Below are 12,642 nucleotides of genomic sequence, written 5' to 3'. Positions count from 1 at the left end.
TTGTCATTGTGTCGCTAATCGGTGCCCGGTCGGAGGCGTTCCGGGTCGGCCAGCCGCTCCAGCAGGGGTGCGGTCCGGGGGCCGACGAGCTCCTGCATCACCAGCGCCATATTCGTCCGGACCACTCCGGGGATCTTCAGGATCTGGCCGGTGATGCGGTAGAGATCGTCGGCGTCGCGGGCTACCACCCGGACGGTCAGATCGGTGGGTCCGGTCATCCCGCACACCTCGGTGACCTCGGCGATCTCGGCCAGTTCCGCGACCACCGCGTCGAGCCGATGCTGATCGACCACCACCGCGACGAAGGCCGACAGCCGGTAGCCGAGGGCGCGTGGGGGTACCCGTCGCTCGAACCCGGCCAGTATCCCGGAGGTCTCCCAGCGGGCCAGCCGCGCCTGGACGGTGTTGCGCGAGAGGCCGAGGCGCGCGGCGAGTTCCACGCCGGTGGCGCGGGGGTTGGCGGTGAGTTCCAGCAGCAATCTGGCGTCGGTCGCGTCCAGTGTCGGCTCGACGGGCTCACGATTGGTCATATGACGCAGTATGGCAGTCAGTGAGGGCCCGAAACCGGGCATTCTGCTCAGTTTCCGGATCGAGACTTGCGCAGATCGCATGAAGGTGGATGCTTGTGTTACAGGCCACATCAGCGCGTGACCCGCGTGAGGAGGCGAGGCCGATGCCCGGCACAACCGAGTATCCGGTGCAGTTGATCCAGCCCGACGGCGCTCGGGTGCACAACCCCGAATATCGGGCGCTCGTCGCCGATATCGGGCCGGACGAACTGTGGGAGCTCTACGCCGACCTGGTGGTCACCCGGCGGATCGATCTCGAGGCCGTAGCCCTGGCCCGGCAGGGGCAGCTGGGGTTGTGGGCGCCGTTCCAGGGGCAGGAGGCCGCCCAGGTCGGGTCCGCGCGCGCGTTGCGGCCCGACGACTACGTGTTCTGCAGCTACCGCGAAACCGCGGTCGCCTACTGCCGCGGGGTGCTGCCCAGCGACGCGGCGGCGATGTGGCGCGGCGTCGCGCATTCGTCCTGGGATCCGGCGGCGGTCAATATGACGAATCCGGCGATCGTGGTGGGCGCCCAGGGGCTGCATGCCACCGGCTACGCCTACGCGGCCCAGCTCGACGGCGCGGAGATCGCGACCGTCGTGTACTTCGGCGACGGTGCCACCAGTCAGGGCGATATCGCCGAAGCGCTGACCTTCGCGGCGTCGTGGAGCGCGCCGGTGGTGTTCTTCTGCCAGAACAACCACTGGGCGATCAGCGAACCCGTCGGCCTGCAGAGCGCGACCCCGATAGCGCACCGGGCGATCGGTCACGGTATTCCCGCGGTCCGGGTGGACGGTAACGATGTCCTGGCGGTCCTCGCCGTCACCCGGCAGGCGGCCGAGCGCGCCCGCACCGGGGGCGGGCCCTTCTTCGTCGAGGCCATCACCTACCGGATGGGGCCGCACACCACCGCCGACGACCCGACCCGGTACCGGACGGCCGCCGAAACCGAGGAATGGGCCCGGCGCGATCCCATCCTGCGTATACGCCGGTTGCTGGAACGCGAGGACCTGTTCGACGACGCGGCGCAGCGGCGGCTCGACGAACGCGCCGATACCGAGGCCGCGCGGATGCGCACCGAGATCCTCACCATGCCCGACCCCGATCCGTCGGCGCTGTTCGAACACGTCTACTCGGCGCCGCATCCGCTGCTCGACGCGCAACGCGACGAGTACGCCGCCTATCTGGCCGACGATCCGGCCGCGTCCCTGTCGCACGGGGAAGGAGTCCGCTCATGATCACCACATTCGCCGCGGCGCTCAACGCCGGGTTGCGTACCGCCCTGGAGGACGATCCCAAGGTGGTGCTGATGGGCGAGGACATCGGCCGCCTCGGCGGCGTCTTCCGGGTGACCGACGCGCTGCAGAAGGACTTCGGCGACCGCCGGGTCATCGATACGCCGCTGGCCGAATCCGGCATCATCGGCACGGCGTTCGGGATGGCGCTGCGCGGCTACCGGCCGGTGTGTGAGATCCAGTTCGACGGGTTCGTCTATCCGGCGTTCGACCAGATCGTCGCCCAGGTCGCGAAGATCCACTACCGGACCCGCGGGCGGGTGCGGGCGCCGCTGACCATCCGCATCCCCTACGGCGGTGGGATCGGTTCGGTGGAACACCATTCCGAATCGCCCGAGGCGTATTTCGCGCATACCGCCGGGCTGCGGGTGGTCTCGCCGAGCAACCCCGCCGACGCCTACACGATGATCCGCCAGGCCGTCGCCCTCGACGATCCGGTGATCTTCTTCGAGCCCAAACGCCGGTACTGGGACAAGGCCGAATTCGACCCCACCGCCGGGGCCGAACTCCCGCTGGACCGGGCCCGGGTGTGCGTCACCGGAACCGACGCCACGCTGGTCGCCTACGGCGGAACCGTCGCGACCGCGCTGACCGCCGCGAAAATCGGTGCCGAAGAGGGGCTTTCGCTGGAGGTCATCGACCTGCGCAGCCTGGCGCCCCTCGATATCGACACGATCGCCGAATCGGTGGACCGCACCGGGCGCCTGGTGGTGGTCCACGAAGCGCCGGTGACCGGGGGCATCGGCGCGGAGATCGCGGCCCGGATCACCGAGCGCTGCTTCTACCGCCTCGAGGCCCCGGTACGGCGGGTCGGCGGGTTCGATATTCCCTACCCTCCGGCTAAGCTCGAGAAGCATCATCTGCCCGACCCGGACCGAATTCTGGCGGCGGTCGACCTCTCGCTCGCGGCCTGAGGTGACCCCGCCACCCGTCAGCCTGGGGTGGCCCGCCACCCGTGAGCCAGCCGGAGGTGCCCACCGTGGACGACGACGCCCGTACCGCAGGGTCCGGCGAGGTCCTGGAGTTCCGGCTCCCCGACCTCGGCGAAGGACTCACCGATGCCGAATTGCAGAGCTGGACGGTCGCGGTGGGCGACGAGGTCGCGCTGAACCAGACGATCGCGGAGGTGGAGACCGCCAAGGCGGTGGTCGCGCTGCCGTCGCCGTTCGCGGGCACCGTGGTGGAACTGCTCGCCGAACCGGGCGCCACCGTCGAGGTCGGAGCGCCGCTGCTGCGAATCCGGACCGCCGCGGCGCAGGGCAACGGCAAAACCTCGGTACTGGTGGGGTACGGGCCGTCCGAGGAGCAGCAGACGAGCCGGCGGCGAGGCCGGAAACCACTGGGGGAGAACGTGACCGAGGGAAGTGCCGGGGGCGCGGTGGTGGGGGAGCCGGCGGCGTCCTACGAGGCCGGGGTGATCGGTGCGGCGCCGGAACGCTCGGAGGAACCGCGGCGAGCGCCCGCGGCGGATGCGGCCGGTTCCGGCCGGGGGGATCTCGGTGGCGCACCGCGGACCACCGAGAACGGGGGTGAGCGGGTCGCGGCCACGCCCGGGGCCCGGAAACTGGCCCGGGAGCTGGGCATCGACCTCTGGTACGTGGCGGGTTCGGGACCGCAGGGCGCCGTGACGGTCGCGGACGTGCGGGGGGCGGTGCCGGTTTCCGAACCGGATCGGCGCCCCCGCGCCGAGGACGGCGGCGAACCCCGCACGGCCGAGACGGGCGCCGCCGCCCGGCCGGCGCGCGAGGAGCGGGTACCGATCAGCGGGATCCGCAAGCGTACGGCCGAGGCGATGGTGGCCAGTGCCCGGATGATCCCGCAGGCCTCGACCTCGGTCACCGTCGATATCACCGCCTCGCTGGAACTGCTGGAACATCTGCGTGCCACCAAGGCGTTCGACGGGCTCACCCTCACACCGCTGGCCCTGGTCGCGAAATCGGTGCTGGCGGCGCTCGGTGAATTCCCGGGTATCAACGCGTTCTGGGACGAGGCGAATTCCGAGATCGTCACCAAGTACTACGTCAACCTGGGTATCGCGGTCGCCACCGGCCGCGGCCTGCTGGTGCCCAATATCAAGGACGCGCAGACCCTGAGCCTGCGGGAGCTGTGCCGGGAGATCGGCTGGCTGGCGCAGACCGCCCGGGACGGGCGCGCCGGTCTGACGGATCTGCGTGGCGGGACGTTCACCCTGTCCAATGTCGGGGTCTTCGGTGTGGATTCCGGAACTCCGCTGGTCAATCCGGGTGAGGCGGCGATCCTGTGCCTCGGCGCGGTGACCCGGCGACCGTGGGTTTTCCGCGACGAGACGGCCATCCGTTCGGTCATCACGCTCACCCTGAGTTTCGACCACCGGATGATCGACGGGGAACTCGCGGCGCGTTTCCTGGCGGCCGTGGCCGGTCTGCTCGAGGATCCGCTGACCCTGCTCGCCCGCATCTGATCAGGACCGTCGTCGGCGCCGATACCCGTGTCCGCGTGGACTTCACAGCCCGCCTCCGCGTACGGTGACGAAAATCTGATCCAGACGTTTGGACGAGGAGCTGCGTTGAACGCGGTACTGATCTCGGCGGACGAACTCCGGGAATCGACGGACGAGAACCTGCGCCTGCTGGATGTGCGCTGGCAGCTGGGCGACCCCGAGGGGCCCCAGCACTATCAGAACGGGCATATCCCCGGCGCGGTGTTCGTCGACCTCGACACCGAACTGGCGGCCCTGCCCTCGCCGGCGCACGGCCGGCATCCGCTGCCCGACCCGTCGCAATTACAGAAATGCGCGCGCAGCTGGGGGTTGTGCGCGGGCGATCCGGTGGTCGTCTACGACGAACTCGGCGGTATGTCGGCGGCGCGGGCCTGGTGGCTGCTGCGCTGGGCCGGGATCGCCGATGTGCGGATTCTCGACGGCGGACTGCCCGCCTGGCTGCGCGGCGGCGGCGAACTGGCCACCGGGGTGGAGCCCGATCCGGAGCCCGGCGATATCGAACTCGAACCGGGCCGGCTGCCCGTGATCGACGCCGACGCGGCCGCCCGCTGGCACGGGGTGCTGCTGGATGCCCGCGCCGCCGAGCGGTACCGCGGCGATCAGGAGCCGGTCGACCCGCGCGCGGGGCATATCCCCGGCGCGATCAGTGCGCCGACCAGCGAGAACCTCGGCGAGGACGGTTGCTTCCTGCCCGCCGAACTGCTGCGTGAGCGGTTCGGCGGCCTGGGCGCGGAACCGGTCGCGGTGTATTGCGGCTCGGGGGTGACCGCCGCGCACGCCATCGCCGCGCTCGCCGTGGCCGGGGTACAGGCGGCGCTGTATCCGGGTTCGTGGTCGCAGTGGGCGCACGATCCGAAACGGCCGGTGGCCACCGGCGCCTGACCGCGCCCCTATCCGCAACCGGTGGCGATCTCACGCAGAACCGCGTGATCGGCGGCGGTCACCGGTAGCGCGTACCGCAGCGCCACCATCAGGTACCGGCCGGCGTAGTAGCAGTGCCCGGGCCGGGACGGTGGCAGCCACTGCGCGGGCGTGCTGTCGCTTTTGGCGGTATTGGTCGCACGGTCGGTGACCTGCAGGTTGTAGTCGATATCGTTGGCGAAGCGGATGCGCCGCGCCGCCGGCCAGGCCGACGCGCCGAGGTCCCAGGCGGCGGCCAGCGGATAGATGTGGTCGACCGGAAGCTGCCGGGCCTGTTCCCGGGTGAAGACGACCCGCGTGCCGGTATAGGGGTCGGCCAGTGTGCCGGACTGTACGACGCAGCGCCCGGAACCGGGCCGGTAGCCGACTCCGGTGAGCTGGCGGGCCAGCACATTGTTGCGGGTATCGCAGCCGTCCCGGCCGCCGGGGCCGTCGTGATCGTCGGACCAGGCGGGCCCGAAAACGCAGCCCTGCCCGGCCCCGCAGTCGCGGTCGTAGCCGCCGGGATGCGGGCGTTCGGGTACGACCCGGACGGTGGCGAGCAACTGTTCGAGCCGGTCGCGCCCCGGACTGCCCGGCGCCGGTGCGGGCCCGGGAAGCGCGGCGCAGGCACCGAGAGCGGCGAGCAGGGCCAGTGTGGACAGAATCGCGGTAACCGCGTGAATGATCCCCCGTGTCATCACCTCTGCCGGTATACCGGAACCCTCCGACAACCGGCGAGATCCCGGGCGGCCGTGGAGGTCCCGGGACCCCGGCCGCGATTCACAGCCAGGCTCTGGCCAGCAGTTCGTCGTTGGCGACCCCGCTGCTGCGCGGCGGGAAGCGGGTGGCGGCCAGCGAGTCGACGTGCAGCCCGTCGTGGCCGATCACCCACGAGCCGCCGCTGTCGGTGCATTCGGCGATCTTGGCGAACGTGGTGAGCAGGAAATTGATCGCTTCCTCGGGATGCGCGGTGCGGGCCAGCCGCTGGGATTCACCGGGGCGGGAGAGATCGAGCCACACCCCGCACTGGCCGTCCAGCCGCATGCCGACGATCTTGCCGGCGTCCACGAAGGTGAACTTGCGCCGCTCCCACGGTGTGGTCGGGGTGTAGCTCTGCTCGAGTACCTGGAGCAGAATCGTCATGCTGCTGTCCTCCGCTGTTCGATGGCGCCGCTGGGTGAGTGGATCTGTGTGCCCGGGCCGGGATGCGCCGGGCGTCGCGGATCGACCGCCGGGCGCAGCATCCTCCGCCGGCGAGGCGCTACGGCCTCGACGGGCGCGTATATCTGCAGTGACCAGCGGATATCCCCAGTATGTGCCGTCCCTGTGGATAAATCCAGGTACCGCCCGGGTGCGCCGCGTGCCCGCCGGAGAGCGCACCGGCCGGGGCCGTCGCGAGGTGTCGGGGTGGGCTGATTTGATGGGGATATGTTGCACGGACTGTGGTCGCCCGGTTCCGGGCTGCTGCTGTGGCGTGCGCCGGGCACCGGGGACGGCGGCGCCGTCCCCGGTCTGCTCGGATCCGTACTGTCCGAATCCCGGTTCCGGCACCGGGCCGAGGTGCTGATCGTGGACGAGGCGGGGTCACGGCGGGAGACCGTGCGGGCGCACGCGCTCGCGCCGGCCGCCGCGGCCGCGGCGTTGCGGCAGCGGCTGCCCGCCGAGGCCGTCGCCGGCGACCTGCGGTTTCTGGGGCATATCGCGCAGGGTCTGGAACGCTGGGTGCGGGCGGGCCTGGTGGTGCCGTCGCTGCGCCGCGACGACGGCGAATGGTGGGCGCGCTGGGAACCGGCCGGGGGCGCCGGACAGCGGGCCTGGCTCGCCGAACTCGTCGCGCTGCTGCCGCCGGCGTTGCGCGTGGCGGGCGAACCGGGGGCCGTCGTCGACGACCTGGTACGCGAACTCACCGATCCGATGGTGCGCGAACTGCTCGCCTCGCGATCGCATCCGCATCCGCTGATCCACGCGCTGGCCACCGATGTGCCGGTCGAATCGGGTAGTCACCAGGTCGCCGAGGTGCTGCGACAGTGGCACGACACCCGGTCGGGGGAGGACACCGAGATGGTGCTGCGGCTGCGGGAACCGGACGCGGAAGCGGCCGACCCCGACGGCGGATCGGTGCTGTGGCGGCTGGAGGTCTGCCTGCGCGCCGACGGGACGGCGCCGCGCCCGGTACCGGTGCCCGGCACCGCCGAGGAGATGCGGTTGGGGCTGGAATGGCTGGGCCGGGCGCAGCGGGCCTATCCGCGGCTGCGGGATGTGCCCGGCGACCCGCACAGTCTCGATCTGCTCCTGCCGACCGAGGTGGTGGCCGATCTGGTGGCGCACGGCGCGCAGGCATTGTCGGCCGAGGGGATCGCGCTGCTGCTGCCCCGGGCCTGGAACATCACCGAGCCGAGCCTGCGGCTGCGGGTCGGGGACGCCGCGGTGGCCGCCGGCGAGAGCACCGTCGGATTGGACGGTCTGGTGTCCTACCGCTGGGAGCTGGCCCTCGGCGATACGGTGCTGACGCAGCCGGAGATGCAGCGGCTGATCACCGCCCAGTCCGATCTGGTGCGGTTACGCGGTGAATGGGTCCAGGCCGATCACACCGTGCTCGCCGCGGCCGCGAAATTCGTCGCCATGCACACCGAGGACGCCCGGATCACGCTGGCCGATCTGATCGGCGAGATCGCCGCCAACCCGGTCGGGCGGGTTCCGCTGACCGAGGTCACCGCCACCGGCTGGCCCGCCGCGCTGTTCGATCCCGAGATCGAACCGGAACCGGTGGCACCGCCGAGCCGGCTGAAAGCGCAGTTGCGTCCCTACCAGGAACGCGGTGTGAGCTGGCTGGCGACCATGAGCCGGCTCGGCTGCGGCGCGGTGCTCGCCGACGATATGGGTCTGGGTAAAACGGTGCAGGTACTGGCCCTGCTCCTGCACGAGCGGGAGCGCGACACCACCCCCGGACCCACCCTGCTGGTCTGCCCGATGTCGGTGGTGGGCAACTGGCAGCGTGAGGCGGAACGGTTCGCCCCCGATCTGCGGGTGCTGGTGCATCACGGCACCGGGCGGGCGCAGGGCCGTGACCTGGACGCCGCGGTCGCCGTATCGGATCTGGTGGTCACCACGTATGCGCTGCTCGTCCGTGATATCGGCGATCTGTCGCGGCAGCGCTGGGAGCGGGTGGTGCTGGACGAGGCGCAGCACATCAAGAACGCCGCCACCCGGCAGGCGCGGGCCGCGCGGGCGTTGCCGGCGCGGCACCGGCTGGCCCTCACCGGCACTCCGGTGGAGAACAGGCTCGAGGAGTTGCGCTCGATCCTCGACTTCGCCGTGCCGAAACTGCTGGGCAGTCCGCAGACCTTCCGCGCCCGGTTCGCCGTCCCGATCGAACGCGAGAACGACCAGAACGCGGTGACCCGGCTGCGCACGGTGACCTCGCCGTTCCTGCTGCGCCGGGTGAAAACCGATCCGGCGGTCATCAGTGATCTGCCGGAGAAGCTCGAGATGACGGTGCGGGCCAATCTCACCGTGGAACAGGCCGCCCTCTACCAGGCCGTGGTGGAGGACATGCTGGAGAAACTGCGGGATGCCAAGGGTATGGCCCGCAAGGGCGCGGTCCTGGGTGCGCTCACCCGGTTGAAGCAGGTCTGCAACCATCCGGCGCATTTCCTCGGCGATTCGTCGTCGGTGCTGCGCCGCGGCGCGCACCGGTCGGGCAAACTCGCGCTGGTCGAGGATGTGCTCGACGCGGTGCTCGCCGAGGGGGAGAAGGCGCTGCTGTTCACGCAGTTCCGCGAATTCGGTGATCTGGTCGCGCCGTATCTGGCCGAACGCTTCGGGGGCGAGATCCCGTTCCTGCACGGCGGGGTCGCCAAGGCCCGCCGGGACGCGATGGTGGCCCGGTTCCAGGACGAGCACGGACCGCCGATCATGCTGCTGTCGCTGAAGGCCGGTGGCACCGGGCTGAATCTCACCGCCGCGAATCATGTGGTGCATCTGGACCGCTGGTGGAATCCGGCGGTGGAGAACCAGGCCACCGATCGCGCCTTCCGGATCGGGCAGCGCCGCGCGGTCCAGGTGCGCAAACTCGTCTGCGTCGACACCATCGAGGAACGTATCGACGAGATGATCACCGGGAAGCGGGAACTCGCCGATCTCGCGGTGGGTGTGGGTGAGAACTGGATCACCGAACTCGGTGACGCCGAACTCGCGCAACTGTTCACGCTGGGATCCGAGGCGGTGGGCGAATGACGGATTTCAGTGAATTCGGCAAGCGCCGGCCGGTTTCCGGTGGGGTGTCCGCGCGGAGCCGCCGCGGCGGATTCGCCCGGACCTTCTGGGGCCGGAGTCTGCTCGACGCGGTGGAGAAGCTCGCCGAGCCCGGCCGGATATCGCGGGGCCGCACCTACGCCCGGGCCGGGCAGGTGGTGAGTTACACGATCGAACCCGGTGCGGTGCGCGCCGAGGTGCAGGGCAGCCAGCCGCGCCCGTTCACCACCACCTGCGATATCCGCCGGTTACGGCCCGACGAGGTGGAACTGCTGATCGAACTGATCCGCTCGGCCCCGGGCATGCTGGCCCGCGTCGTCTCCGGTGACCTGCCCCGCGAACTCGCGCCGCACCTGATCCCGGAAACCGCCGCCGATATCGATTTCGGGTGCACCTGCCCCGATCCGGGGTGGCCGTGTAAGCACGCGGTGGCCGTCGCCTGCCTGCTCGCCGAACGGCTCGACGAGCATCCCCGTGATCTGCTGACGCTGCGGGGTCTGGGTATCGACGCGCTGATCCGCGGTATCGAGGCCTCCGCACCGGATCCCGGCGAACCCTCGGATCCCTACGGCGAAGCGCTCGAACTCCCGGCACTGCCGACACCGGAAACACAGCCCGCGCCCGACGATCTGGATCCCGCGCTCTTGCGCCGCGCCCTGCGGATGCTGTGCGCGGACGAGACGGAGGCGGCGGCCGGCGGGCGCGCGCTGGTGGTCATGTACTCGGAGATGACGGGACGGTAGTCCCGCGATCATTCCAGGCCGTAGACCCGCCGGGCATTGTCGCGGAAGACCGGCAGCAGGAAACCGGTATCGCCGAGGCGCTCGGACAGGACCGCGGCGACGGTCCGGGCGCTGCCCGTGATCGAGGTGATGGGCCGGTCGACCGGGAAGTTCGATCCCCAGATGAGCCGGTCGGCGCCGAAGAAGTCCAGCGCGTGCGACAGCAGCGGCGCGACCCGCTCGGTGAGTTCGGGTACCGGCGTGGGGTTTCCCGGCGGGGGCACCGGATGCCCCAGGATCGGCATCATCAGCCCGCTGACCTTGGCCACCACCTTCGGGAGCTCGGCCAGATCGGCGATATCGTCACGCCAGCGCTCGAGGATCGTGCGGCGTTCGCCGGCGTCGAGGCCGGTGTGTTTGCCGACCTTCCCGAAGATCCCGGCCGGGGTGCCCAGATGGTTCAGCACGATCGTGGCCTCCGGATAGCGCCGGGCCAGCGCGACGAGGTCGGGGAGCTGATGCGAGTACACCCAGGCCTCGAAGAGCAGATCGCGTTCCACCAGTGCGGCGAAACCGTCCAGGAACGCCGCGGTCCGCAACACCCCGGGCGTGGCGGTGAAACTGCGGATACCGGTGTCCGGGTGGTGGGCGACCATACTGCGGATACCGCGCACCAGTGGCGACGCGCTGCGGTGGGCGTCCAGCAGTTCCGGGAATCCCGGGGTGGCCGGGAAACCGCTCGCGCTCACCGCGGCCAGCGCGGGCGTATCCACCCCGAAGGGCAGGGCGGTGACCCAGCGGGTCTCCTCGACCTTGGGCCCGGTCCATTCCACCTCGATGTGCACGACCGATTCGACGGGCAGGCCGGCCGCGTCGGCGCGATAGTCGGCGGGGAGATAGGGCGCGAGATAGGCCGAGGGTTCGCCCACGAACTCCCGGTCCCGGCGCGGGGCCAGCCGGACGGCCAGGCCGAGCGGGATCGGCAGCGCGCGCATCAGTTTCGCGGTGCGGCTGAAGTCGCGCGGGTTGGTGAACGGATCCCATTGGTGGATGTGTGCGTCGATGATCCGGATTTCGCCGATATCCATCCGCTGCAGGCACCTCCCGCGATCGCCGTCGGTTGCTGGGCCGAGCCTAGCGCGTGGGCGCACCCGGGGGAGCGGGTTCGATCATGGCGCCGGTGAGTCCGGGCCCGGGGCTGCATACTGGGTGCTGTGGCCGAGGAGGATTCGGCGCCCGGAGCGTCGCACAGGGAACCGGGGACCGATTCGGATCCCGGACGGGTCGAACCGGTGCGGCCGGCGCCGGAGGACGTGACCACGCGGCCCGGACCGGAAACACCGGAGACCGGCGACGCGACGGTCCCGGATCCGGACCGCACACCGCCCGCGCTACGCGATCTGGTGGACCGGGGCGTCCTGGACGAGACCCAGCTGACCGCGGTGGTGACCGCCTTGGCGAAGCCGCCCCCGCGCCCGACCCCGGCCCGGCTGCTGGCCGAGATCGCCGCCTATGCCGGAGCGGGTCTGCTGCTCAGCGGGCTGGTGCTGATCCTGGTGGAGTCCTGGGACGATATGGCCCGGCTCGGCCGGGTGATCTTGTTCCTGCTGGTCGCGTTCGGCCTGACGGTGGCCGGTGTCGCGACGGCCGGTGGCCGGTCGATGCTCTTCCGCGCGGCGTGGCGGCGGGGGCCGGGGACGGGTCATACCGCCCGGTTGCGGCTGGCGATGGTGCTGTTCGCGCTCGCCGTGGCCGCTGTCGCCGCGGCGGCGGGGTCGGCCTACGACGACGGCGGGGGAGATACCGCCTGGGTATTCGCCGCCGGGGCGGGGCTGGTCGCGGCGGTCGCCGGATACGCGGCGCTGCCCTCGCTGCTGGGTCTGCTGCTGTGTGCCGGTTTCGGTGTCTCCCTGGTCGTCGGCGTGCTCGACGAGGTGCTGGAGATCGACGACGACTGGGTGGGCCTGGGCGTCCTGGCGCTGGGACTGGTCTGGCTCGGGCTCACCCGGGCGCGTCTGGTGCTGGAGGTATGGGCCGGGTACCTGGCGGGTGTCGTGCTGGCGGTCGCGGGCGCGCAGACCGTGCAGGCGATCGATTCGACGCGCGCGGCGTACGTGCTGACCGCGGTGGTGGCGGCGGTGTGTTTCGCCGTGTACGCGAGCGATCGGTCCTGGGTGCTCGTACTGGGCGGCGCCGGGGCTCTGACTCTGGCCGCGGTGGAGGCGGTCGGGGATTGGACCGGGGAATCGGAGGGGGCGTCCGGGGCGATCCTGGTGATCGGCGCGGTGATCCTGGGGATCGGCAGCTATCTGCTGACGCGCTCGGCGAAGAATGCCGGATAGTCGCCGCCCGGCGGGGTATTTTCGCAGTTCGTGCCCCTGTTTCGGGTAACTCTGGTCTGTGGATGGGGCCGGGTGTATCGTTTTGCTTGGACGTCCAAC

11 protein-coding genes are annotated in these 12,642 nt (G+C 70.8%); 7 read left to right on the top strand and 4 right to left on the bottom strand.

Going from position 1 to position 12,642, the window contains the following annotated elements; translation table 11 throughout:
* Nucleotides 1-14: 14 nt before the first annotated feature.
* Nucleotides 15-530: an Lrp/AsnC family transcriptional regulator gene (locus ACZ6SF_RS20180; protein ID WP_466063701.1), complete on the bottom strand. Its 516-nt coding sequence runs from the start codon at nucleotides 528-530 to the stop codon at nucleotides 15-17.
* Nucleotides 531-673: 143 nt separating this feature from the next.
* Here ACZ6SF_RS20180 and pdhA point away from each other — a divergent pair, with 143 nt between their 5' ends.
* The 4 genes from pdhA (at nucleotide 674) to ACZ6SF_RS20160 (ending at nucleotide 5,204) form a co-directional block, all read left to right on the top strand.
* Entirely contained in the window at nucleotides 674-1,786 is a 1,113-nt protein-coding gene (gene pdhA, locus ACZ6SF_RS20175; RefSeq protein WP_466063700.1) for a pyruvate dehydrogenase (acetyl-transferring) E1 component subunit alpha, read from the top strand.
* Nucleotides 1,783-2,757, top strand: a complete 975-nt coding sequence (locus ACZ6SF_RS20170; protein WP_466063699.1) for an alpha-ketoacid dehydrogenase subunit beta — start codon at nucleotides 1,783-1,785, stop codon at nucleotides 2,755-2,757. The genes pdhA and ACZ6SF_RS20170 overlap by 4 nt, the downstream gene beginning before the upstream one ends.
* Nucleotides 2,758-2,861: 104 nt before the next feature.
* Complete coding sequence (locus ACZ6SF_RS20165; protein WP_466064074.1) at nucleotides 2,862-4,283, top strand: dihydrolipoamide acetyltransferase family protein; 1,422 nt, start codon at nucleotides 2,862-2,864, stop codon at nucleotides 4,281-4,283.
* 105 nt (nucleotides 4,284-4,388) lie between these two features.
* A complete protein-coding gene (locus ACZ6SF_RS20160) occupies nucleotides 4,389-5,204 on the top strand; it encodes a sulfurtransferase (RefSeq protein WP_466063698.1) in 816 nt (271 codons plus the stop codon).
* An 8-nt stretch (nucleotides 5,205-5,212) separates the two neighbouring features.
* On the opposite strand, the gene ACZ6SF_RS20155 is transcribed toward ACZ6SF_RS20160, so the two are convergent.
* Both ACZ6SF_RS20155 and ACZ6SF_RS20150 read right to left on the bottom strand, forming a co-directional pair.
* Nucleotides 5,213-5,923, bottom strand: a complete 711-nt coding sequence (locus tag ACZ6SF_RS20155; protein WP_466064073.1) for an HNH endonuclease family protein — start codon at nucleotides 5,921-5,923, stop codon at nucleotides 5,213-5,215.
* An 82-nt stretch (nucleotides 5,924-6,005) separates the two neighbouring features.
* Complete coding sequence (locus ACZ6SF_RS20150) at nucleotides 6,006-6,368, bottom strand: hypothetical protein (protein WP_466063697.1); 363 nt, start codon at nucleotides 6,366-6,368, stop codon at nucleotides 6,006-6,008.
* 285 nt (nucleotides 6,369-6,653) lie between these two features.
* On the opposite strand from ACZ6SF_RS20150, the gene ACZ6SF_RS20145 reads away from it, so the two are divergent.
* A complete protein-coding gene (locus tag ACZ6SF_RS20145; RefSeq protein ID WP_466063696.1) occupies nucleotides 6,654-9,461 on the top strand; it encodes a DEAD/DEAH box helicase in 2,808 nt (935 codons plus the stop codon).
* On the top strand, nucleotides 9,458-10,222 hold the full coding sequence (locus tag ACZ6SF_RS20140; RefSeq protein ID WP_466063695.1) for an SWIM zinc finger family protein: 765 nt from the start codon (nucleotides 9,458-9,460) through the stop codon (nucleotides 10,220-10,222). The genes ACZ6SF_RS20145 and ACZ6SF_RS20140 overlap by 4 nt, the downstream gene beginning before the upstream one ends.
* A gap of 8 nt (nucleotides 10,223-10,230) precedes the next feature.
* On the opposite strand, the gene ACZ6SF_RS20135 is transcribed toward ACZ6SF_RS20140, so the two are convergent.
* Entirely contained in the window at nucleotides 10,231-11,289 is a 1,059-nt protein-coding gene (locus ACZ6SF_RS20135; RefSeq protein WP_466063694.1) for an amidohydrolase family protein, read from the bottom strand.
* A gap of 126 nt (nucleotides 11,290-11,415) precedes the next feature.
* Between ACZ6SF_RS20135 and ACZ6SF_RS20130 the strand changes: the two genes are divergently transcribed.
* Nucleotides 11,416-12,543 (top strand): DUF2157 domain-containing protein, encoded by a 1,128-nt coding sequence (locus ACZ6SF_RS20130; protein WP_466063693.1) that lies wholly within the window; start codon nucleotides 11,416-11,418, stop codon nucleotides 12,541-12,543.
* The last annotated feature ends 99 nt before the right edge of the window (nucleotides 12,544-12,642 follow it).

The sequence above is a fragment of the Nocardia sp. NPDC049935 genome (assembly GCF_055586645.1).
Note: the sequence above shows the minus strand (reverse complement) of the source record. Positions and strands in the feature narration are given on the sequence as shown.

Coding starts and splice junctions, on each gene's coding strand:
- ACZ6SF_RS20180 (WP_466063701.1), bottom strand. CDS start 530: ATGACCAATCGTGAGCCCGTCGAGCCGACACTGGACGCGACCGACGCC.
- pdhA (WP_466063700.1), top strand. CDS start 674: ATGCCCGGCACAACCGAGTATCCGGTGCAGTTGATCCAGCCCGACGGC.
- ACZ6SF_RS20170 (WP_466063699.1), top strand. CDS start 1,783: ATGATCACCACATTCGCCGCGGCGCTCAACGCCGGGTTGCGTACCGCC.
- ACZ6SF_RS20155 (WP_466064073.1), bottom strand. CDS start 5,923: ATGACACGGGGGATCATTCACGCGGTTACCGCGATTCTGTCCACACTG.
- ACZ6SF_RS20150 (WP_466063697.1), bottom strand. CDS start 6,368: ATGACGATTCTGCTCCAGGTACTCGAGCAGAGCTACACCCCGACCACA.
- ACZ6SF_RS20145 (WP_466063696.1), top strand. CDS start 6,654: ATGTTGCACGGACTGTGGTCGCCCGGTTCCGGGCTGCTGCTGTGGCGT.
- ACZ6SF_RS20140 (WP_466063695.1), top strand. CDS start 9,458: ATGACGGATTTCAGTGAATTCGGCAAGCGCCGGCCGGTTTCCGGTGGG.
- ACZ6SF_RS20135 (WP_466063694.1), bottom strand. CDS start 11,289: ATGGATATCGGCGAAATCCGGATCATCGACGCACACATCCACCAATGG.